This is a genomic window from Sphingomonas ginsenosidivorax (assembly GCF_007995065.1).
Lineage (GTDB): Bacteria > Pseudomonadota > Alphaproteobacteria > Sphingomonadales > Sphingomonadaceae > Sphingomonas > Sphingomonas ginsenosidivorax.
This window is the reverse complement of sequence record NZ_VOQR01000001.1, coordinates 933918-956002: the sequence shown is the minus strand read 5'-3', so window position 1 is coordinate 956002 and position 22085 is coordinate 933918. Positions and strand designations below refer to the sequence as shown.

Below are 22085 nucleotides of genomic sequence, written 5' to 3'. Positions count from 1 at the left end.
GGCGTCAGCGGTTGACGTCGACCAGGACGCGGCCGCGTACCTTGCCGTCGATCAGCGCGCCCGCGGCCTCGATCGCGTCGCCCAGCCCGACCTCGGTCGCGATGGTCTCAAGCAGCGCGGGATCGAGATCGCGCGCCAGGCGCTCCCACGCACGCAGCCGCTTCGCCTTCGGCGCCATCACGCTGTCGATCCCGAGCAGGCTGACGCCGCGCAGGATGAACGGCATTACAGAGGAGGGAAAGTCCGCCCCCTGTGCGAGACCGCACGCCGCGACGACGCCGCCATATTTGGTCGCCGCGACCGCATTGGCGAGCGTGTGGCTACCGACCGAGTCGATCACCGCGGCCCAGCGCTCCTTCTGGAAGGGCTTGCCGGGCGCGCTCAAGTCCGCGCGGTCGATCACCGCCGACGCGCCCAATTGCTTCAGGTACTCGCCTTCGCTCGCCTTGCCGGTCGCCGCGACGACGGTGAAACCGAGCTTCGCCAACAACGCGACGGCGACGCTGCCGACACCCCCCGTCGCGCCGGTGACCAGCACGTCGCCCTTGTCCGGCGTGACGCCCGCGGCGACGATCGCCTCGACGCAGAGTGCCGCGGTATAGCCCGCCGTCCCGATCGCCATCGCCTGCTTCGGCGTGAAGGCCGCCGGCAACGGCACCAGCCACTCGCCCTTCAGCCGCGCGACCTGTCCCAGCCCGCCCCAGTGCGTCTCGCCAACGCCCCACCCGTTGAGCACGACGGTATCGCCGGCCTTCCAGTCGGCGTTCGAGGATTCGCGCACCGTGCCGACCAGGTCGATGCCGGGCACCATCGGGAACTTGCGCACCACCGGCCCCTTGCCGGTGATCGCCAGGCCGTCCTTGTAGTTGAGAGTCGAATAGGCGACGTCGATCGTCACATCCCCTTCGGGCAGGCTGGCTTCATCGATCTGCGTGACCGACACCGTCTGGCCGGCATCGGTCTTGTCGATCTGGATGGCTGCAAACATTCTGGGGCTCCCGGGGCGTCGAATACAGGGCCACCTTGTCCGAGCCGCGCTACCCTGCGCCACCGAAATGATGGCAGCCCCGCGATTCATCGCCCACCCGTTATACCGCCCGCAGCCCCGCCTTTGGGGGGCGGCGGTCGGCGATCAGCGCCTCGATCTCGGGAAAGCGCTCGGCGCGCATCGTGCCGTGCATCGACAGTCGCAGGCTCTCGATGGCGAACCGTCGGCTGAGTTCGCGCCGTTGCGCCGGGGTCTTCTCGTGGGCCTTGGTCCAGACCGGCCACAGGAAATTCCCCGCCAGCATCAGCATCGAGAACACGTCGGAATCGATTCCCCGCTCGGCCAGATCGGTTTCCGTGAAGCGCCGCAGCGATCCGGCATATTCCCGCCAGAACGGGTCCTGCGCGGGTTCGTCCGACGCGAGCAACTGGAGAAACCAGATCCGGCACAAGGCGGGATTGTCGACCGCGAAGTCGGCGAGCGTCGTCGTCAGCAGCGTGATGTCGACATCCTCGACCCGGCGATCGCCGACGGTCGCCGGATCGCCGAACGCGGCGTGGAACAGTTGATCGGACACCGACTGCATCGTCGCCGCGACCAGATCCTCGCGCGTCGCGAAATGCTGATAGGCGGTACCGCGATTGACCCCCGCCAGCGCGGCAACCGCCGACACGCTCATGCCGTCGGGCCCGTCGCGCGCGATCAGCGCCCGTGCGGCCTCCAGGATCGCGGCACGCGTCGCCACCGGGTCGCGGGCTCGCCGGGTGCGGGGTTCGGTCATACGGTATTCCTTGTCGCGTAAGTCCTTGCGATAGCGCCTTGCGTGCAGGACTCCACCGGAAAACGAGGGGACGAGATCGCGTCGCTGCAGTCGCCGCAGCGATCAGAACTTCGCGGCAAGCGTGACACCACATGTCCGCGGCGCGTTCCACACCGCACCGATCCCCAGCGTGTTGAACAGCACCTGGTTGCGATAGCGTTTGCCCGTCAGATTGTCCCCGAACACCGCCAGCGTGAAGCGGTCCGACGGGTCGGTCCATTGCGCGCGCATCGCGAGCACCGCGTAGCCCGTCTGCTCGAACTGCTTGGACGCATCGAAATAGAATTTCGACGTGTAATAGAGGTTCCCCGACAGGCTGAACGTCCCGTCGGCCAGCGCGGTATGATAGTTCGCGCCGGCGTTCGCGGTGAAGTCGGGAGCGCGCTGCATTTGATAGCCGCTCGAATCATTGGTGGTCTGCGTGATCGATCCCGGCCCAATCGCGCCGCATACCAGTCCCGCGACGGTTCCGGTCGGATCGCAATAGGAATAGAACGGCGCCTGGCTGAAATCCTTGTAGCGCGCATGGGTATAGGCGGCGCCGGCCGTCAGGTCGAACGTGCTCGTCAGCTTGTAGCGCGCCGATGCCTCGGCCCCGGAAATATGCGAGCTCGCGGCGTTGGTGATCAGCGCCAGCCCGCTCTGGAAACTCGACACCTGCAGGTTCTTGTACCGATAGTAATAGGCCGCGAGATCGAACGACAATCGCCGGTCGTCGAATTTGTAGCCGATCTCGAACGCGTCGATATCCTCGGGTCGGATCGGCACTGCGCTCGCGCCGCCGACGTTGAGGATACCCGCCTTGTAGCCCCGGCTGTACGACGCATAGACGCTGGAGACGTCGGAGGGCTTGTAGCGCAGGACGGCGCGCGGCGTGACACGGCTGGTCTTGTACTCGGGTACGTCGAAGCGCGCCTGCGTCACGGGGATCAGGAAATAGGCATCGCCCACGACGTCGTGCCCGTACCGCAGCCCTGCGGTGAAGAACAGGCTGGGCGACAGCTGGTACGTACCGTCTGCGAACGCGGCATAGGAGCGCGTCGTCGTGCTCGATCCCCCGAACGGCATATAGGGTGGCGGCCCGAACGCGGCGTTGACGAAATACGTGTCGCGGTTGCGGAAATAGTACAGGCCCGCCGTCCATTGCAGAGCGCTGCCCGGCTTTGAGGTGAACAGGAATTCCTGCGTCGTGGTGCGGTTGCCGATCCCCAGGTTGATGTTGAAGAGGGCAAGCGCGGTGGCGTCGAGGTCCTGCAGGTTGACCGCATCGTCCTTGCGGACCTGTGTGTACGACGTCAGGTCGGCAAAACCGAGATCCGCCCTGATCGTCGCCTGGAACGCGTCCGTCTGGTTCGTGAAGCGGGTCGGCGTGCCCGGCACGTTGACCACCTCGCCCGGCCGCGTGGCGTAGGTTGCCGGCGGTGCGAAGGCATAGACCAGCGGCTTTCCCGCGCTGCTGTTCGTCCCGTACGCCGCCAGCGGTACGCGGCTGTAGAAGCCCGAACCGCCGTTCCTGTCGACATAGGCGTTGGTCAGCAGCAGCGTCGGGTCGTCGGTCTCCGAATGCGTGTACCGCAGCAGCACCGAAAGGTCGTCGGTGACGCGCACCTTGACGCCGCCGCGCACCGACCAGTTCTGGTAGGCACCGACATCGCGGTCGTCGTTCGCGAGGTTGCGGAAATAGCCGTCGCCCTTGCGCAACTGCCCCTCGAGATCGACGGCGACGCGCGTCCCCAGCCCGGTGGTGACATACCCCTGATAGGTCTGCGCATCGAAGCGTCCATAGGTCGCCTTGAACTCGGCGGCGGTCACCATGCTCGGCTCGGCGGTGGTGACCAGGATCGCGCCGCCCGTCGTGTTGCGCCCGAACAGCGTACCCTGGGGCCCTTTCAGGACCTGGATGCTCTGCGTCTTGGTCAGGTCGAACGCGGTCGCTTCGGGATTGGCGACGTAGAAGCCGTCGACATAGATGCCGACATTCGGGCCGCCGCCCGACGTCGTCACGGCGGTGCCCACGCCGCGGATGGTCGGCTGCGAAAAGCTGCCCGAACTGTCGAAGCGCAGCGCGGGCGTGACGCGCGCGACGTCGGACAGTTGCTGGATGTTGGCGGTCTCCAACTGGGCCGCGGTCACGTTGGTGATCGAGATCGGCACGTCGCGGGCGCGCTCGTCGCGACGCTGTGCGGTCACGATGATGTCGCCCTGCTCCACGAGGTCGTCGGTCGGAGCGGTGGCGGCCGGCGCAGACGGGTTTGCGACCGTCTGCGCCGCCCCCGGCTGGGCGGCCGCGATGACGCCCAGTGCCAGAAGCGACGTCATCGTCCGAAAGGTCATGACCTTCACGTGCATTCTCCCCCGGTGCGCGTCTCGTCTTCGAAATCGCCAGGAGGATTGCATACGCCGCGAAATCGGCGCGGCAATGCGAGCCCCGCCCATATCGCCGCCACGATCGCGCTACGGCGGACCGAAGCGGAACACCGTCAGCTTGTTACCGTCGAGATCGCGGAAATAGGCGCCGTAGAACCCGTCTGGATCATCGCCGCGAATGCCCGGCGCGCCCTCGTCCGTGCCGCCCAGTTCGAGCGCCTTGGCATGGATCGCATCGACATCGCCGCGGGTCGCCACGTGGAACCCGGCCTGCGCCGTTGCCCACGGTCGCCTCGCCCGCCAAGGGCAGCCCGATCAGCAGGGTCGCGCCGTCTTGCCCCTTATAGGCTACCAGGTCGGGCCGCTCGAACGCCAGGCTCGCGCCGAGCATGCTCGCGATCGGATCGTAGAAGCGCTGCGCACGCGCGAGGTCCCGCGTGCCGAAACGTGCTACCGTCAGCACCCATCGTCTCCCTCACCGGCGCCGGGAATGATCACCGCCCGCCCATTCCCGCCCAGCGTTGCGGCACCATCCAGCAATATTCGGTATAGTGGCCGAGCCAGTCGCGCGTATCGAGATAGCAGAATTCCAGCATCCCCGGCGTGCCGCCACGCAGCACGACCGGGAACTTCTCCTGGTCCACCTTGGCCATGAACGCCTCCCAGTCGTCGACCAGCTGGCAGATGTGGTGGAACTTCACCTCGTCGCCTTCGGGCAGCGCATCGCGGTACAGCGCCAGCACATCGCCCGCACCCGGCTGGATCAACTCGACCTGCAGATCCCCGATCCACACGAAGGCGAGCTTCTGGACCCCCTGCCCCTCGCCCTCGGGCGTCCAGAGCTGGACCGGCACCTCGACCTCGATCAGCTTGCGGATCTCCGCATTCTCGCGAAACGCCGCCACCGCCTTGTCCACGTCGCGCGTGACATAGGCGTTCTGATAATGCCGGCCGGTCAGCATCAGCCTTCCCGCGCAACGTCGTAGGCAGACAGGTAGCGCTCGAACTGCGGCGTCAGCGCCTCCACCGACAGGCCATATTGCGCGAGCGCATATTCGTGCTTGCCGAACTTGCCCTGCGGGTTCTCGTCGAGCCATGCCTGCATCGCGGCCTCCGCCTGCGGGGTCAGCGTGTCGCCGAGATCGGCATAGAGCCGCCGTACCGCGCGCATCGGATCCGCCATGATATCGGCATAATGGACATCGACGATGCGATCGTGGCCGAGCGCCTCGCGGCTGTCCATGATCCGGTCGAGATGCAGCCTGGCCTGATAGGAACAGTCTTCGCCTAGCCATTCATGGTCGATCGTCCCGGTATAGCCCATGTGCGCCATCGAGAGGATCGAACAGAACGAACTCGTCGCGGTGAACGGGTCGCGGTGCGCCCAGACCAGGCGCGCATCGGGATAGGTCGCGAGCAACGTTTCCAGCCACAATCCGTGACTGGGCATCTTGAGGTTCCAGGTGCCCGGCGCGTCGGCCTGCAGCAACTGCAGGAAGCGTTTGTGATAGGTGTAGGCGGACGTCATGTCGGTCGCGAACAGCCAGTCGCGATAGTTCTTCAGCTTGCCACGCGACTCCAGCGCCAGCCCCTTGAAGTCGTGGATCATGAAAAACATGCACTCGTTCGGATAGATCGCCGAGTTCCGGTAGTATTTCCCCATTTCCGGCCGTGCCGCGAGCATCGCCTTTTCCTGCGCGAGCTTGGCGATCGCGCGCGGATCGGTCTTCAGCGTCGCGGTGGTCGGTGGCGGCACGGGCCGTTCGATCTCCCAGGTCAGCGCCGAACGCCGCGCCGGATCGCAGGCGAGCAGATTGCTCAGCAACGTGGTGCCGGTCCGCGGCATGCCGAACACGAACAGCGGACGCTCCACCGGGCGATCGAGCAGGTCGGGGCGACCGGCCAGATAGTCGGTCGTCTTCAGCCGATCGACCAAAGACTGCACCAGCCCCCCCCGCATCCGCTCGAGCAGAGGCGCGGGATGATCGTACTGGTTGTAGTCGGCCAGCAGGACGTCGAGCCCCTCGCGGTAGGAGTCGGAGTCGAACCGCTCCAGTCCGGTGGTCGTCATCGCCTGTTCGATCAGCGCGTCGGCGTGCAGCGGCGTCACGGCATTCTCCCCTATGTCTTTTGCCGACATCATGAGCAGCACCGGCGCCCTCGCCAATCCGGTTCGCTGTCGCCAACTGGCCGATCTGTCGCAACCAAGCCACCAAGCCCGACCGCCATGCTGCGCAGCATCGCACCCGCGATCCCCGCAGCATGGGCGTTGTCGGCGCGTCCATTCCGGCCAAGGATGCGCGTTTGAGAGGGGCGGAGAGATGGCAACCCAGCACGTCGCGGTGATCACGGGCGCAAGCTCCGGCATCGGCAAGGAAACCGCCAAGGCGCTGGTCGCGCGAGGCTGGCACGTCATCGCGCTCGGCCGCGACCCCGGCCGGACCGCCTCCGCCGAGACCGAGATCCGTGCCGTCGCGGAGAGCGGCGGGAGGCTCGACATGCTGCGCGCCGATCTCGCCTTGATCGCCAATGCCGAGCAGGCTGCCGACGCGATCACCACGCTAACCTCGCGCGTTGACGTCCTGATCAACAACGCCGGGGGTATGGCAGCCGGCAAGGTCATCACGAGCGAAGGTCTCGAAGCGAACTTCGCCGGAAACCATCTCGGCCCGTTCGTCCTCACGAACCGGCTGTTGCCGTTGCTTCGCACCGCCGCGCGTGATGCTGCCCCCGGCAGCGTCCGCATCGTCAACACGGCGTCCGACGGCAGCGAGATGATTCCCGGCCTGCACTGGGACGATCTGCAACTGCTCGACGCCTTCGTCCCGGGCCGTGCCTATTGCCAGGGCAAGCTTGCCAACGTGATGCATGCACGCGCCCTCGCCGCCCGTCTCGCCCACGACGGGATCGTCGTCCACGCACTCCACCCCGGCACGGTCGCCTCGAATTTCATCAACCATGCCGACGCCACCACCCAGGCGCACATCCGCACGCGCGAGCACATGTCCGCGAAAGACGGTGCCGACGCGCTGATCTGGCTCGCCACGGCCGACGAATCCGGCCGGACGACGGGCGACTATTATCATCAGCGCAAGGTCATGCCGCCGAACCCGGTTGCGCTCGACGACACTCAGGTCGAACGCCTGTGGCAGGAAAGCGAGCGGCTCGTCGCGACGGCGCGCGCATGACGGACGAACGTCTGGGGCACGAGCCTCGCATCGCACCGCTCGATCCTTCCGAGATCGACCCTGGTCTTGCAGCGATGCTCGACAGCATGATCGCGATCAACGCCGCGGTCGATTCGCGGGAAGCCGACACACTGACCGATCTGGCCGACCCCGCCGCGGACCGTGATGTGCGCGCGATGCTGGATCGCCTGCCAGAGATCATGCGGACGATGCTGCGCCATCCGGCGCTGTTCACCTGTCTTGCCAACACCGGGCCGCAATTGCTCGGTTATGGCGCACTCCCGCCGCGCGACCGCGAACTCGCCATCCTGCGCGTCGGCTGGCTGTGCCGCGCACCCTATGAATGGGGCGAGCATGTCATCATCGCCAAGAAGTGCGGCGTGACGACCACCGAGGTCGAGGCCGTCACGATCGGATCAACCGCGTCCGACTGGCGCGATCACGACCGCGCGATCCTGCGCGCGGTCGAGGAACTGCATGCCGACGCGACGATCAGCGACGCGACCTGGGCCACGCTTGCTGCGCGCTATGACGACCGCCAGCTGATCGAACTGCCTGTCGTGATCGGGCAATATCAGGCGGTCGCTTACTACCAGAACGCGCTGCGACTGCGCCTCCACCACGACAACCCGGGGCTCGCAGCCCGCTAGTCGCGCGCGCGCAGATGCCGCTGGCGGAATTGCAGCGGCGTGATGCCGGTCGCGCGCCCGAAGGCATGCGAGAAGCTCGACGGCGAGGCGAAGCCCAACGCGAAGGCGATGGACTTGATGCTGCCGGCTTCGCCCAGCGCACGCTTGGCCATCTCGATGCGCGTCTGGGCGATGTGATCGCCGATCGTGCACCCCCGGCTCGAACGGAAGCCACGCGTCAGCTGCCGGACGGATACGTTGCAGATCTCCGCCAGCTCGCCGAGTGATGGCGGCGGCCCGGTCCTGTGGAGCCGTTCGTCGATCAACCGCAGCCGCCACGACGCCAGCCCGCCGGTAATCGGGCCTTCGGCGATCGCCTCCAGATACCGCGCGAGTTCGATCGCCAATTGCCCCGCGATCAGCGCGGCCAGCCGCTTGCGCCCCGTGCCCCCGTGCCGCGTCTCCTCCGCCAGTCGCGAGAGGCACGCGCGGATATAGGGTTGTACGATGTCGAGCCCGCCCTCCAGCCGCCGGTCCGTCCATTCCAGCGGATGATCGAGCCAGCGATCCACCGCATCGGCATGGATCTCGCAGGCGATCGAGGCCTGGTCGTGCCCCGCTTCGGTCCGCACGTGCAGCGCCTCGCCAGGCGGCACCAGGAAGATTTCGCCCAGCCGCTCGAAGCGATGCGGCCCCCAGCGCTCGGTATAGCAACCTCGCGCCTGCTCGGGACGCGGCGTCAGGCACAGGTCGAGCCAGTAATGCGTGTCGCGGCGGAAGACGTGGTTGGTCGGACGGTCGTTCGCAAAGCGCATGATCCGCGCGACCCCGTGCGGGATCTGCAGCTCGGCCTCGAAGGCGCTTCGCGTGTAGGTGTCTTCCACCACTGGCCGGATAGCGGCAGAATGGCCGGGTGTCGATATCCAGTACGATTGCCGGAGCCGTCCCGGTGGGCGCACATCATACGCATCGACCGACCCGGGACAGGGCGGCAGGAGGATGACGATGGCGAACGCACTCTTCGACTGCACCGGCAAGGTGACGCTGGTCACCGGCGGCAATGGCGGTATCGGCCTCGGCTTCGCGCTAGGGGTCGCCAGGATGGGGGGCGACATCGCGATCTGGGCGCGCAACGCCGACAAGAATGCCGCGGCCAAGGCGCAGTTGCTCGCGGCCGGCGCCGGTCGCGTCGAGGCCTATCGCGTCGACGTCGCTTCGGAAGACGAGATCATCGCCGGCTATGCGAGGCTGCTGGACGATTTCGGGCGCGTCGATTGCGTGTTCGCCAATTCCGGTCGCGCGTCGAAATCGCGCTCGGTGCTGACGCTGGATTCGACCGAATGGCACGACCTCATGGCGGTCAACCTGCACGGCGCGTTCTTCACGCTGCGCGAGGGAGCGAAGGCGATGGTCGCGCGCGCCGAGGATGGCGAACCCGGTGGCAGCCTGGTCTATTGCGGAAGCCTGTCGATGTTCCACGGCATGCCCGGCATCAACAACTACGCCGCGTCCAAGGGCGGCATGGGCGCGGCGGTCCGCGGGATGGCGGCGGAACTCGGCAAATACGAGATCCGCTGCAACACGATCGCGCCGGGCTATGTGAAGACGGGGATCGGCGGTGGCGCGGACATGACCCCGGAAATGCAGGCGCGGCTCGCGCAGGTCGATGCGCATTTCTCCGCCAAGACGCCGATCCACCGGCCCGGCACGATCGAGGATTTCGAGGGCATTGGCGCGTATCTGGCCAGCGATGCCTCGCGATTCCACACCGGCGATACGATCGTGATCGATGGCGGCAGCGCGATCTATCCGCCCTACGCCTTCTGACTGGGGGAAGCACGACGATGCGCCGCCTGACCATCCACGACGTCGACGACGTTCGGCTCGATCCCTATCAGCGCCCGGCCACCGGTCCGAATGACGTCGTCGTCCGGATGAAGGCGTGCGGCATTTGCGGCAGCGACCTGTCGTACATCAAGCATGGCGGCATCCCGACGCCCGGCACGCGCACCGCGCTCGGCCACGAGGGTGCCGGGGAGATCCTGGAAGTCGGCGATGAGGTCGACGGGATCAGCGTCGGGCAGGCAGTGATCGTCAACCCGATGAACACGCCGAGCTTCATCGGCTCGGGCGGTCCCGAAGGTGCCTTCACCGAGGAATTGCTGGTTCGCGACGGCCGGCTGAACGATAATCTACTGCTGATCCCGGACGGCATTCCCTATGATGTCGCGGCGATGTGCGAGCCGCTTGCCGTTGCCTTGCACGGCGTCAACCGCGCCGAGGCGAAGGCCGGCGACAAGCTCGTCATCTTCGGCTGCGGACCGATCGGCCTCGGCATGGTGCTGTGGGCGGTCGATCGCGGGTGCGAGGTCGTAGCGGTGGACCTCGCCGACGAGCGGCTGGCCCGCGCGCAGGCACTTGGCGCGCGCACGATCAATCCATCGCGCGAAGACCTGACCACCCGGGTCAAGGCATTGCACGGCGCGGAGAATTATTTCGGCCGGGAGCGTGCTTTGACCGACGCCTATATCGATGCGGCCGGTGCGCCCGCGATCCTGGGCGACGTCGTGCGCATGGCGAAGCGCCACGCGCGGCACGTCATCACCGCCGCGTACATGACGCCGATAGAGCTTCCCGCGGGGGCCATGCTGACCAGCGAGATGACGATCACCACCGCGGTCGGTTACCCCACCGAATTCCCCGATGTCATCGCCGCGATGCCGCGGCTCCACGCTCGGATCGCCGCGCTGATCAGCCACAGCCTGCCGTTCGCCGAGGTGCTCGATGGCCTCAGGATCGCCGCCACGCCGGCCTCGGCGAAGGTGATGATCCGCTTCGACGGAGACGCGTGATGAGCGAGAAACAGACCCCGCTCGGCGCGTTGGTAACCGCGGGCGCCATGCAAAACGCGGCGGAGGCGATCACCGACACCATCTTCATGGTGAAGGATATCTCCAACGCGTATCTCGTCACCACGGCCGACGGTGACGTGATGATCAACACCGGCTTCATCGGCAACGGCCCGCGGACGAAGGATCTCTTCGCTCCGCATCGCACCGGGCCGCTTCGACGCATCATCCTGACGCAAAGCCATGCCGATCATTACGGCGCGCTGCCCGAACAGCTTGAGACGGACACGCATATCATCGCCGGGGCGGGGTTCACCGAGACCGCCGAGTATTTCGATCGCCTGGCCCCGTTCCTGGCGCGCCGCTCGGGCAAGCTATGGGCGTCGCTGACCCGCCGCAACGGGCCGCCGCCGGTCCCGCCAAAGGTCGTGCCGGACGTCGAGGTGAGCGATGTCCTTGCGTTCGAACACGGTGGCCGTTCGTTCGAGGTCCACAAGACTTCCGGTGGCGAGACGCTGTGCGCAGTGTTCGTGTGGCTCCCTGCGGAACGGACGATCTTCACCGGCAACCTGTTCGGACCGGTGTGGCGCGCGATGCCCAACCTCGTCACGATCCGCGGCGACCGTCCCCGACTGGTCCGCGCCTATCTCCGGTCGCTCGATACGGTGCGCGCGCTCGAACCCGACCTCGTCATCACCGGTCACGGCGAACCGATCCGCGGCGCCCACAGTATCCGCGCCGATCTGGACGCGATGCGCGCCGCCGTCGTCCATATCGAGCGCGAGACGATCGCCGGCATGAACGCCGGGAAATCGGTCCATGCGCTGATGCGCGACATCACGCTGCCCGAAGACGGCCGGATCGGCGAATTTCACGGCAAGACCAGCTGGGTCGTTCGCGCGATCTGGGAGGAGAATGCCGGCTGGTTCCACTATGCCGACGGCACCACCGGGCTGTATCACGTACCCCGGAGCGCCGTCGACGCGGACCTGGCCGCGCTCGCCGGCACCGCGCCGCTGGTCGCCCGCGCGCTGGCTCATCTCGACGCCGGCCGACCGCTCGAAGCGCTGCATCTCGTCGAGATCGCGTTGACCGCGGAACCTGCCGATCCGCAAGCGCTGGCCGTACGCAAGTCCGCGCTGGAACGGCTCGCTACCGACGCCGCCGGTCGCAACCTCAGCGAGACGATGTGGCTGAAGGCCGAGATCGCGGATGTCGATGCCATACTGGCAGCAGGCGACCGGACCGCCCCCCGTCCCGATACTGGATCGCCTGCCGCCACCGCCGGCAACGCCGCCCTTGGAGATTGATCGCGTGACGCACGTCCTGACTCACCTCGAACGCCTCGAAGCAGAGGCGATCCACATCATGCGCGAAGTCTTCGCCGAAGCCGAAAAGCCGGTGATGCTCTATTCGGTCGGCAAGGATTCGGCCGTGATGCTGCATCTGGCGCGGAAGGCCTTCTATCCCTCTCCCCCGCCCTTCCCGCTGCTGCACGTCGATACGACGTGGAAATTCCAGGAAATGTACAAGCTGCGCGACCGGATGGCCGCCGAAAGCGGCATGGAGCTGCTGGTCTACAAGAACCCCGAGGCGATCGCGCGCGGGATCAACCCGTTCGATCACGGCGCGCTCCACACCGACATGTGGAAGACCGAAGGACTGAAACAGGCGCTCGACATGTTCGGATTCGACGCCGCATTCGGAGGCGCCCGCCGCGACGAAGAGAAGAGCCGCGCCAAGGAACGCATCTTCTCGTTCCGCACCGCACGCCACGGCTGGGATCCCAAGAAGCAGCGCCCCGAACTCTGGGACCTCTACAACGCGCGCAAGTCCAAGGGCGAGAGCATCCGCGTCTTCCCGATCAGCAACTGGACCGAGCTCGACGTCTGGCAGTACATCCAGCTCAACGACGTGCCGATCGTGCCGCTGTATTTCGCCGGCAAGCGCCCGACGGTCGAGCGCGACGGCATGCTGCTGATGGTCGACGACGACCGCTTCCCGCTGGAACCCGGCGAAGTCCCGGTGGAGCGCTCGATCCGCTTCCGAACGCTCGGCTGCTATCCGCTGACCGGCGCGGTCGAGAGCACGGCATCGACGTTGCCGGAGATCATCCAGGAAACGCTCCTCACCACCACCAGCGAGCGGCAAGGCCGCGCGATCGACAAGGACGCCGGCGGCGCGGGCATGGAAAAGAAGAAGCAGGAAGGGTATTTCTGATGACCGGACTCGTCCAGGACTCCGTCTATCAGACCGAAGCGCTGATCGCCGAAGACATCGATGCCTATCTCGACCAGCATCAGCACAAGACGATGCTGCGCTTCATTACCTGCGGATCGGTCGACGATGGCAAGTCGACGCTGATCGGTCGTCTTCTGTACGATTCTAAGATGATCTTCGAGGACCAGCTCGAGGCGCTCACCGCCGACAGCAAGCGCGTCGGCACGCAAAATGGCGAGATCGACTTCGCCCTGCTCGTCGACGGTCTCGCGGCCGAGCGCGAGCAAGGCATCACGATCGACGTCGCCTATCGCTTCTTCTCGACCGAGAAGCGCAAGTTCATCGTCGCCGACACGCCGGGACACGAACAATATACCCGCAACATGGTCACCGGCGCGTCGACCGCAGACCTTGCGGTCATCCTGATCGACGCCCGCAAGGGCGTGTTGACGCAGACGCGGCGGCATAGCTACCTGGCCCATCTGATCGGCATCAAGAACCTGGTGCTGGCGATCAACAAGATGGACCTGATCGGCTACGACCAGACGCGCTACGATGCGATCCTCGCCGATTACACGACGTTCGCGAACAGCATCGGCATCACTGCGTTCACGGCGATGCCGATCTCGGGCTTCAAGGGCGACAATATCTCGCTCCGGTCGGACGCCATGCCGTGGTATGACGGCCCGACCCTGATGGAGCATCTCGAAACCGTCGAGGTTTCCGTCGACGATGACCGGGCTAAGCCGTTCCGGATGCCGGTGCAGTGGGTCAATCGCCCCAATCTCGATTTCCGCGGCTTCTCCGGCCAGGTGGCGACCGGCAGCGTCGGGCCCGGCGACAGGGTCCGGGTCCTTCCCGGCGGGAAGACGAGCACGATCAGTCGCGTCGTCACGCTGGACGGTGATCTGGACCAGGCCGTGGCCGGCCAATCGGTGACGCTGTGCCTGGCCGACGAGATCGATTGCTCGCGGGGGAACGTCATCGTCCTTGCCGATGCCCCCCCCGAGACCGCCGACCAGTTCGAGACAACGCTCGTATGGATGGACGACGAACCGCTCGTCGTCGGTCGCGCCTATTGGCTGAAGCTCGGGACGCAGACCGTCTCGGCGACCGTGCGCGAGCCGAAATACCAGCTGAACATCAACACGATGGACCATCTCGCGGCAAAGACGCTGGACCTCAACGCCATCGGGGTCGCCGAGATCATCACCGATCGCCCGCTCGTGTTCGAACCCTATGCGCAGAACCGGACGCTGGGCGGCTTCATCCTGATCGACAGGATCTCCAACGCGACCGTGGCGGCGGGGATGCTGCACTTCAGCTTGCGTCGCGCGCAGAACGTCCACTGGCAGGCGACCGATATCCGACGCGAGGAGCATGCCGCGCTCAAGAACCAGCAGCCGCGGGTCCTGTGGTTCACCGGCCTGTCCGGCTCGGGCAAGTCGACGATCGCCAACGAGGTCGAGAAGGCGCTCGCGCTGATGAACCGGCACACGTTCCTGCTGGACGGCGACAATGTCCGACACGGGCTCAACAAGGATCTGGGCTTTACCGAAGCCGATCGCATCGAGAACATCCGGCGCGTCGGCGAAGTCGCGAAACTGATGGCCGATGCCGGGCTGATCGTGCTGACGGCGTTCATTTCGCCGTTCCGCGCCGAGCGCGACATGATCCGCGCCATGCTCCCGCCGGGCGAATTCATCGAGATTTTCGTCGAGACACCGCTAGAGGTGGCGGAACAGCGCGATGTGAAGGGCCTCTACAAGAAGGCGCGCGACGGTCAGCTTAAGAACTTCACCGGTATCGATAGTCCCTACGAGGCGCCGACCAATGCCGAGATTCGCGTGAATACCGTCGAGATGACGCCTGCCGAAGCGGCGGAGTTCATCGTCCGCCAGATCATGCCGCTCAAATGACGGTGCCAGAGAGCGACGAGCGGCTGGCCGAACGGCTCGCGACGGAGGCGGGTGCAATCCTTCTTCGGCTGCAGGCGGACAGCGGCCTTGACGGCAAGGCGCTGGGCAAGGCCGGCGACGAACAGGCCAACGCGTTCCTCATGCAGTCGCTCCGCGCCGCGCGGCCCGACGACGCGATCCTGTCGGAAGAGGAACAGAATGATACGCGGCGCTGCGCGGTCAGCCGCGCGTGGATCGTCGATCCGCTCGACGGCACGCGCGAATATGGCGAGGGTCGGACCGATTGGGCGGTGCACGTCGCGCTGGCGATCGATGGCGTCGCGGTGGTCGGCGCGGTCGCGCTGCCCGGACTCGGACTGACTTTGAGCTCGGGCGCGCCGGTGAAGCTCCAGCCCGCCGGCTCGCCATTGCGCATGCTCGTCAGCCGCACCCGCCCCGCGAGCGAAGCGGTTGCGGTCGCGAGAGAGGTCGGCGCCGAGCTCGTGCCGATGGGCTCGGCAGGGGCCAAGGCCATGGCGGTCGTACGCGGCGAGGCCGACATCTACCTCCACACCGGCGGACAATATGAATGGGACAACTGCGCGCCGATCGCGGTGGCGCAGGCAGCCGGGCTACACGTGAGCCGCGCGGACGGATCGCCGCTGGCCTACAATTGCGCCGACCCGTATCTGCCCGACCTGTTGATCTGCCGCGCCGAATTGGCCGATCGCGTGCTGGCGTTGGTGCGGGCACTGCCGGCCGCCTGACGCCCTTGTCACAGGACTGTCCGGGGTCAGACGGCCCGCAAGGCGATCACGCTGCCCTCGGCATCGCCCGATACGTAGAGCGTCCCGTCCGGTGCCACGGCGATGTCGGCGAACGGGATCATCGGACCGGCCATGTCGCCGATCGCGCCCAGGAACCTGGGCGTCACCCCGGCGGGCGCTCCGACCGGGAGGTTGGTGGCGATGACACGCGTCGTCCGCGCGACGGGATCGATCTCGCTCACCGTCTTGGCCACGCTGTCGACGACGAACAGCCTGTCCCCGGAGGCCGCCAGCCCCTGCGGCCGCGCCAGATTGTCTACGACGGTCTGCGCCTTGCCCCCCTCGATCTTCACGACGCGCCCGGCTTCCGCGACATACACGGTGCCGTCGGCGCCGATCGCGACGCCCATCGGCTTGTCGAGTCCGCTCGCCAGCACCGTGACGTCGCCATCCTTCGCCGACAGCACTCGTCCGGTGGCATATTCCACGAACACCACGGCGCCGTCGCGCGCCAGGTCTACGCCCATCAGTTGGTCGTATCCCGTCGCCAGGACTTCGCTTTCCCCCGCTCCCGGCCTGTAGCGCGCGACGGCGCCCAAGCCGGTCGTGACGATCCATTCGCCGGCCGCGGCCGCGACCACGCCGCGCAGATAGCCCGGCGACCCGGGATAGAAGATCATGCCCGCGAGCGTCAGGGCGCAGTCACTCAGTGTGTAGCCGAATGCCCCGTCTGCGACGAATATCGTCCCGTCCGCCCCGCATGCCAGCCCCAGCGGCCATTGCAGCCCGCGCGGGATGACCGGACGGACCTGCCCCCCGCCGAGGATCTCGGTAATCTCGCCGGGGATGCTCGACACGAAGATACGGTCGCCGACGAAGCTGACGTTATCCAGCCCTGGCCCGAGCTGCGCCAGAACCTCGCGGCTGCCGCTCACCGGATCGATCCGCAGCACCTCCCCACTCGCCACTTGAGTCGTCACGATCCAGCCCCGGCTGTCGAACTTGACCGAATCGGGCACGCCCAGATTGCCCGCCACGACCTCCGGCGCGCCGCCGTCGAGGCTGACGCGCCAGATCTCGTTAGTGCCCATCACCGGGAAATACAGCTTGCCGTCGGGCCCGACCTCGAACGCGTTGGCCATCGGCACATTGTCGAGGATCACGCGCGGCGCGCTGCCGTCGAGGCTCAACTCCATGATCCGCGCGCCGATCCGGCATTCGCCCGCGATCAGGCGGCCCTGGTACATAGTAATCGGGTTCGCGACCGGCATGTCGCCCTGGATGATCCGCACCGTGCCGTCGGGCGCCAGCATGCTGACCTGTCCCAAGGTGATTTCGGTCGCGAAGATGTTGCCGGCATCGTCGAACACGATGTCGTCGGGCGCGACGATCCCGCCGCCCATCGGGCTAATCGCCTCGACCGCCCCGCTCTCGATATCCACCGCGCTGATCTGGCTCGCCGTGACCTGCGCGACGTAGAGCCGGCCATTGCGCCCGGTGCGCAGGCCGTTCGCGCCGTACAGGCGGCTCGGCGGCGTCGCGCGCGACAGCGTCCATCCCTCGGCGGCGGTCGCGGCGGCAGGCGCGGTGTAGCGGCTCGGCCCGTCGGTCACGCCGGGGCGTATCCGAGCAGCGACTTGATCTCGAGATATTCGTGAAACCCGAAATCGCCCCATTCGCGACCATTGCCGCTGTGTTTGTACCCGCCGAACGGCGCATGAAAATCGAACCCGCCGTTGATGCTGATCCATCCGGTCCGCAGCCGGCGCGCGACCGCGCGGCATTGCTCGAGGTCGGTGCCGTTGACGTAACCGGCGAGACCGAAGGTCGTATCGTTGGCGATCCCGACCGCGTGATCGACATCGTCATAGCCGATGATCACCAGCACCGGCCCGAAGATCTCCTCGCGCGCGATGCTCATCGCGTTGGTGCCGACGAAGACCGTCGGCCTGACGAACCAGCCCTGGTCGATCCCGTCGGGCCGGCCGAGCCCGCCCGCGACCAGCGTCGCGCCTTCGTCCAGTCCCTGCTGGATATAGCCCTGGATACTGTCGAATTGCGCGCGAGACACGACGGGGCCCATCGCGACATTGCCCTTGGGGTCGCCGACCGTGACACCGTCCGCCGCGTCGCGCGCAGCGGCGATCGCCTCGTCGAGGCGGGACGCTGGAACCAGCAACCGCGACCCCGCGCTGCAGGTCTGCCCCGAATTGCCCATCATCCCCGCCGTCGCCGCACCAACATTGGCGGCGAGCGCGTCGTCGTCGAGCACGATGAAGGGGCTCTTGCCACCGAGTTCGAGCGCGACGCGCTTGACCGTCGGCGCGGCATCCTGCTGGATCTGCACGCCGACCGGCTCCGAACCGGTGAACGAGACCATGTCGATATCGTCATGCTTCGACAGCGCGGTGCCGATCACGCTGCCGCTGCCCTGGATCATGTTGAACACGCCGGCCGGGACGCCTGCGGTGTGCAGGATCTCGGTCAGGATCTGTGCCGAGAACGGCGCGAGCTGCGGCGGCTTCAGGATCATCGTGCAGCCCGTGGCCAGCGCCGGGAATATCTTCACGCAGGTCTGGTTCATCGGCCAGTTCCACGGCGTGATCAGCGCGCACACGCCGATCGGTTCGCGCGCGATCATCGTGGCACCGCGTTGCTCGTCGAACCGGAAGTCGCGCAACACCTCGATCGCGGTCTGGAGATGCCCCGCCCCCAACCCGACATGGAAGCCGTGCGCGAGCGATGCGGGTGCGCCCATCTCCTCGATGATCGCGTCGCCGAGCTCGGTCTGGCGCCTGGCATATTCGGCCTGGATCGCGCCGAGCAGGTCGAGCCGCTCCTCCCGCGTGCTCTGCGACCAGCTGCCGAACGCCTTGCGCGCCGCGGCGACCGCGGTGTCGACATCGGCCACCGAACCCAGCGAAATCCGTCCTGCGACGGCCTCGGTCGCGGGGTTGATGACGTCGGCGGTCTTCGCCGCCACAGGATCGACCCATGCGCCATCGATGTAGAATTGCAGGTACTCGCGCATGACACTCTCCTGGGGATCGTCGGGCTTGGCGCCTCTATGGGGTCGGTACCCGGTCGTCCGGGCGCCGCCTGTCGTGACTTACTGCGTCCCTTCGGCGTACCACGTCCGGAACTTGTCGTATTTCGGCATCTCTTCCGAATTGGCCTTGGGGTCGATCGGGACGTGGATCACTGCCGGGCCGCCATGCGCATAGGCGCGTTCGATCGCCGGGCCGATCTCGTCCGCCGTCTGGACGAACTGCCCGTACGCGCCCAACCCTTCCGCGATCTTGTCGAAGCGCACCTTGTTGCTCCAGTGCGTTCCGGTCTCGGCAGTGCCCTGCCCGAAGGTCCGCTTGTAGACGCCGACCTCGAGCCCCCACTGGAAATCGACCGCGACCACGCAGACCAGCGGCAGGTTGCGACGCACCGCCACTTCCAGCTCGCCGATATGGAACAGGAACGACGAGTCCGATGTCACCAGCATTCCCGGCCGCGTCTCGCCGGTCTCGGCAATGTCGGCGAGCATCGCGCCGGTCGCATACGGCAGGCCGGTGCCGATATGCCCATAATTCTGGTTCCAGATCACGTCGTTCGGCTTGCACTGGTTATAGGTCCAGCCGAAGATCACAGAGGCCCCGCCGTCGCGGATCATGATCCCGCCCTTCGGAAACGCCCTGGTCGTCTCGACGATGAAGCGCGAGGTGTGGACGCCGACATTGCCCGACCCGTCGCTCTTGCTCAGCGTTTCCTCGGCCAGCTGGTCGAGTTCGGCCTGGCCGTCGCGCATGAACTTGGCGAGATCGTCGTCGGCCGGCCGGCCCTTGCCCAGCGCCCGGCTGAGCTGAGGGATTACGGCGCGCAGGTCGCCGACCAGGGGCACGTCGACCGGGCGGTTGACGCCGATCGCGGTCGGGTCCTGCTGGACGTAGATCCACTTGCGGGTGGCCTCGCCCGCATGCCAGTGCCGCCAGCGCCCGAAATGCACCGGCTCGCCGAGCTCGGTGCCGAGCGCCACGACGCAATCCGATTCCTCGACCGCGACGATCGACGCATCGGAGAAGACGTACTGGAACGTGCGGTCCTCCAGCCCCTCGATATAGCTCGTCCCGCCCGAGGTCTGGATCACCGGGCAGTTCATCAGCTCGGCGAGTTCCCTGACCTTCGCGCCCGACTGCGACGTGTAGACGGCATGCCCGACCAGCAGGATCGGATGCTTCGCCGCCAGGATCAGTTCGGCCGCCTCCCTGATCCGGTCGCCGTCCGCGCCCTGGTTCGTCAGGCGATAACGGTGCGGCGGCAGGACGTCCGGCACGTCGAGTTCTTCGAGGATGATGTGGCTGGGATATTCGACATAGGTCGGCCCCGGCGTGCCCGACATCGCGACGCGGATCGCCTCGCGGATCACTTCGTCGGTCTGGTCGGCATATTCGATCGCGCCCGAATATTTGACCGAATCCTCGATCATCGGCTCCTGCCGCACGAACTGGATACGGCCGCGGCGCACGCGCCGCTCCGTGACGCGTGCGCGCTGACCGCCCAGGAAGATCACCGGCGAGTTCTCGACCTTGCAGCACTGGATCGCGGGCATCATGTTCGCGAGACCGGGCCCGAGCGTGCCGAAGCACAAGGCCGGCTTGCCGGTGATGCGCGACGCCGCCTCGGCCATGAAGCCGGCCGCCGCCTCGTGATGCGGTGACACGACGGTCCAGCCGCGCGCCTCCGCCTCCAGGCAGAGATGGACGAAGTTCGGATCGGGAATGCCGAACAGCGTCCTGATCCCCTCCGCCTCGAACAGATCGAGGATCCGCTTGTAGACCGGCGTGCCGCCCGCCTTCAGCGAGATCTCGGACGTCGCCGTATTGGTCGGCGCGGCCTGACCCGGCAGCAGCGAAATCGGCTGTGCGCTGGGCTTGGGCTTCGGGTCGTCGTAGCTCATTTCAATAACCTCGGTTCGCCCGTTCCCATGAACTTGGCCAGATTGCGGTGGAAATTGGTGATCTTGCGCTCCTGGTGCGGGTTGGGCAGCGTGCCGCGGAAGCCGCGCGACTTCATGCCCTTCTGCACCCACTCCATGTTGGCGAAGTCCTGTGCCAGCACGGCGCCCCATTGCTCGGCGGTCGGGTCGCATTCGCGCCATTCGGTCGCCGGCGCCGCGCCGTCGGGAAAGCGTTCGAGCGCGTAGGCTTCGAAGATGCACTTGTCGGGATCGTCGCCGTACGGCCGCGTGCGATAGCATAGCGCGAAGGTCACGCCCTGCAGGATGGTGATGTTGGGGAACAGGCTCCAGGCCAGCCCCGCCTCGGCCATGATGTCGGCGGGGATTTCGGGCCAGACGACGCCGCGGGCGGCATCGTCGGCCTTGGCCGATTTCATCCAGTGCGCGATCACCTCGCCCGCGGGCGTTCCCTCGGGCAGTTCCTCGACCAGCCGCTTGGCCGCCGCGACCAGCGTGTCGCTCGACCCGGTATAGTTGAGCGTCTCGTAGTTCTCGCGCGCCAGCGCATAGGTCGAGACGCGCGGATCATTGCCCTTGCCCGCGCGGGACACCGAGCCGCCCTGGCTCATCTTGGCAGCGAGACCCTTCTGGTCGAACCCGCTGACGCTGTGCTTGTCGTAGGCGACGCTGTAGGCATAGTAATCGCCGTAATCGAGCAGCTGCGTATGCGTGCCGGCGACATGGTACGGCTCCATGAACGCCTCGATCGCGGTCTTCCAGTTGCACGGATAGACCGCCCATTGGCGCCATTTGTAGCGCATCTTGTCGAGCTCGAAATGCGTCAGCACCTCGCCTGCGCGCTCGAGGAACGCGGTCAGCGTCTCGCCCTCGGGCTCCATGTTGATCCATACCCAGCCACCCCAGCTGTCGACCCGCACGCGGCTCAGGCACGTCCGGTCCGGCGTCAGCGCGCCCTTCCAGTCGTCCTGGTCGAGGATGTAGACGTTGTTGCCCTCGGTATCGAAGGTCCAGCCGTGGAAGCCGCAGACGAAGTTGCGTCGATTGCCGCGCACGCTGTGGACGCCGTCGGGCGTGTCGACCAGCTGCCGACCGCGATGCGGACAGACGTTATGGAACGCGTTGTAGCTGTCCTCGCCCGTCTTGATGATGATGATCGACTCGTCGGCGACGTTGTAGGTGACAAAATCGCCCACGTCCCTGAAGTCCTCGACCCGCTCGGCGAGTTGCCATACCCGCGGCCAGAGCCTGTCCTTTTCCGCGCGCGCATAGTCCGGGGAGAGGAACGGTGCGACGCCGTAGGTCAACGGCTGGGCAAGGTCCTCGACGGCGATACTGACCGGCTTGTTCACGGTTGCTGTCCTTCTGTCGCGTCCCCGGTTGTTCGAAAATC

Annotated in this window: 19 protein-coding genes; 8 read left to right on the top strand and 11 right to left on the bottom strand. The window is 66.6% G+C overall.

Going from position 1 to position 22085, the window contains the following annotated elements; all coding sequences use genetic code 11:
* Window positions 1-4 precede the first annotated feature (4 nt).
* From acuI to FSB78_RS04230, 6 genes are all read right to left on the bottom strand, one after another.
* Complete coding sequence (gene acuI / locus FSB78_RS04255; RefSeq protein WP_147080260.1) at window positions 5-988, bottom strand: acrylyl-CoA reductase (NADPH); 984 nt, start codon at window positions 986-988, stop codon at window positions 5-7.
* A gap of 100 nt (window positions 989-1088) precedes the next feature.
* Window positions 1089-1769 (bottom strand): TetR/AcrR family transcriptional regulator, encoded by a 681-nt coding sequence (locus FSB78_RS04250; protein WP_147080258.1) that lies wholly within the window; start codon window positions 1767-1769, stop codon window positions 1089-1091.
* A 102-nt stretch (window positions 1770-1871) separates the two neighbouring features.
* Window positions 1872-4127, bottom strand: coding sequence for a TonB-dependent receptor (locus FSB78_RS04245; RefSeq protein WP_147080256.1), 2256 nt, complete (start codon window positions 4125-4127; stop codon window positions 1872-1874).
* A 135-nt stretch (window positions 4128-4262) separates the two neighbouring features.
* Entirely contained in the window at window positions 4263-4433 is a 171-nt protein-coding gene (locus tag FSB78_RS19755) for a VOC family protein (protein WP_422396671.1), read from the bottom strand.
* A gap of 236 nt (window positions 4434-4669) precedes the next feature.
* Window positions 4670-5137, bottom strand: a complete 468-nt coding sequence (locus FSB78_RS04235) for a VOC family protein (RefSeq protein ID WP_147080254.1) — start codon at window positions 5135-5137, stop codon at window positions 4670-4672.
* Window positions 5137-6285, bottom strand: a complete 1149-nt coding sequence (locus tag FSB78_RS04230; protein WP_242007991.1) for a sulfotransferase family protein — start codon at window positions 6283-6285, stop codon at window positions 5137-5139. The genes FSB78_RS04235 and FSB78_RS04230 overlap by 1 nt, the downstream gene beginning before the upstream one ends.
* Window positions 6286-6496: 211 nt before the next feature.
* Here FSB78_RS04230 and FSB78_RS04225 point away from each other — a divergent pair, with 211 nt between their 5' ends.
* Both FSB78_RS04225 and FSB78_RS04220 read left to right on the top strand, forming a co-directional pair.
* Window positions 6497-7363, top strand: a complete 867-nt coding sequence (locus tag FSB78_RS04225) for an SDR family NAD(P)-dependent oxidoreductase (protein WP_147080252.1) — start codon at window positions 6497-6499, stop codon at window positions 7361-7363.
* Complete coding sequence (locus tag FSB78_RS04220) at window positions 7360-8013, top strand: carboxymuconolactone decarboxylase family protein (RefSeq protein ID WP_147080250.1); 654 nt, start codon at window positions 7360-7362, stop codon at window positions 8011-8013. The genes FSB78_RS04225 and FSB78_RS04220 overlap by 4 nt, the downstream gene beginning before the upstream one ends.
* Here FSB78_RS04220 and FSB78_RS04215 read toward each other — a convergent pair.
* Window positions 8010-8876 (bottom strand): helix-turn-helix transcriptional regulator, encoded by an 867-nt coding sequence (locus FSB78_RS04215; protein WP_147080248.1) that lies wholly within the window; start codon window positions 8874-8876, stop codon window positions 8010-8012. The two genes, FSB78_RS04220 and FSB78_RS04215, sit on opposite strands and share 4 nt — an antisense overlap.
* Window positions 8877-8997: 121 nt before the next feature.
* Between FSB78_RS04215 and FSB78_RS04210 the strand changes: the two genes are divergently transcribed.
* From FSB78_RS04210 to FSB78_RS04185, 6 genes are read left to right on the top strand one after another with little or no spacing between them, the layout of a single operon-like run.
* The gene (locus FSB78_RS04210; RefSeq protein WP_147080246.1) at window positions 8998-9819 is read left to right on the top strand and encodes an SDR family NAD(P)-dependent oxidoreductase; all 822 of its coding nucleotides are present in this window, start codon (window positions 8998-9000) and stop codon (window positions 9817-9819) included.
* A gap of 17 nt (window positions 9820-9836) precedes the next feature.
* Window positions 9837-10844 (top strand): zinc-dependent alcohol dehydrogenase, encoded by a 1008-nt coding sequence (locus FSB78_RS04205; RefSeq protein ID WP_147080244.1) that lies wholly within the window; start codon window positions 9837-9839, stop codon window positions 10842-10844.
* Window positions 10844-12151, top strand: a complete 1308-nt coding sequence (locus FSB78_RS04200; protein WP_147080242.1) for an MBL fold metallo-hydrolase — start codon at window positions 10844-10846, stop codon at window positions 12149-12151. The genes FSB78_RS04205 and FSB78_RS04200 overlap by 1 nt, the downstream gene beginning before the upstream one ends.
* A 4-nt stretch (window positions 12152-12155) precedes the next feature.
* Window positions 12156-13061, top strand: coding sequence for a sulfate adenylyltransferase subunit CysD (gene cysD, locus FSB78_RS04195; RefSeq protein WP_147080240.1), 906 nt, complete (start codon window positions 12156-12158; stop codon window positions 13059-13061).
* Window positions 13061-14980 (top strand): sulfate adenylyltransferase subunit CysN, encoded by a 1920-nt coding sequence (gene cysN, locus FSB78_RS04190; protein WP_147080238.1) that lies wholly within the window; start codon window positions 13061-13063, stop codon window positions 14978-14980. The genes cysD and cysN overlap by 1 nt, the downstream gene beginning before the upstream one ends.
* The gene (locus FSB78_RS04185) at window positions 14977-15726 is read left to right on the top strand and encodes a 3'(2'),5'-bisphosphate nucleotidase CysQ (RefSeq protein ID WP_147080236.1); all 750 of its coding nucleotides are present in this window, start codon (window positions 14977-14979) and stop codon (window positions 15724-15726) included. The genes cysN and FSB78_RS04185 overlap by 4 nt, the downstream gene beginning before the upstream one ends.
* A gap of 26 nt (window positions 15727-15752) precedes the next feature.
* Here FSB78_RS04185 and FSB78_RS04180 read toward each other — a convergent pair whose 3' ends face one another.
* The 4 genes from FSB78_RS04180 to FSB78_RS04165 all read right to left on the bottom strand — a co-directional run bounded on the left by FSB78_RS04180 (window position 15753) and on the right by FSB78_RS04165 (window position 22044).
* On the bottom strand, window positions 15753-17339 hold the full coding sequence (locus tag FSB78_RS04180) for an NHL repeat-containing protein (RefSeq protein WP_242007989.1): 1587 nt from the start codon (window positions 17337-17339) through the stop codon (window positions 15753-15755).
* Window positions 17336-18757: an aldehyde dehydrogenase family protein gene (locus FSB78_RS04175; protein ID WP_147080232.1), complete on the bottom strand. Its 1422-nt coding sequence runs from the start codon at window positions 18755-18757 to the stop codon at window positions 17336-17338. The genes FSB78_RS04180 and FSB78_RS04175 overlap by 4 nt, the downstream gene beginning before the upstream one ends.
* 78 nt (window positions 18758-18835) lie before the next feature.
* Window positions 18836-20674: a thiamine pyrophosphate-binding protein gene (locus FSB78_RS04170; protein WP_147080230.1), complete on the bottom strand. Its 1839-nt coding sequence runs from the start codon at window positions 20672-20674 to the stop codon at window positions 18836-18838.
* On the bottom strand, window positions 20671-22044 hold the full coding sequence (locus tag FSB78_RS04165) for an aromatic ring-hydroxylating oxygenase subunit alpha (RefSeq protein ID WP_147080228.1): 1374 nt from the start codon (window positions 22042-22044) through the stop codon (window positions 20671-20673). The genes FSB78_RS04170 and FSB78_RS04165 overlap by 4 nt, the downstream gene beginning before the upstream one ends.
* Window positions 22045-22085: the final 41 nt, after the last annotated feature.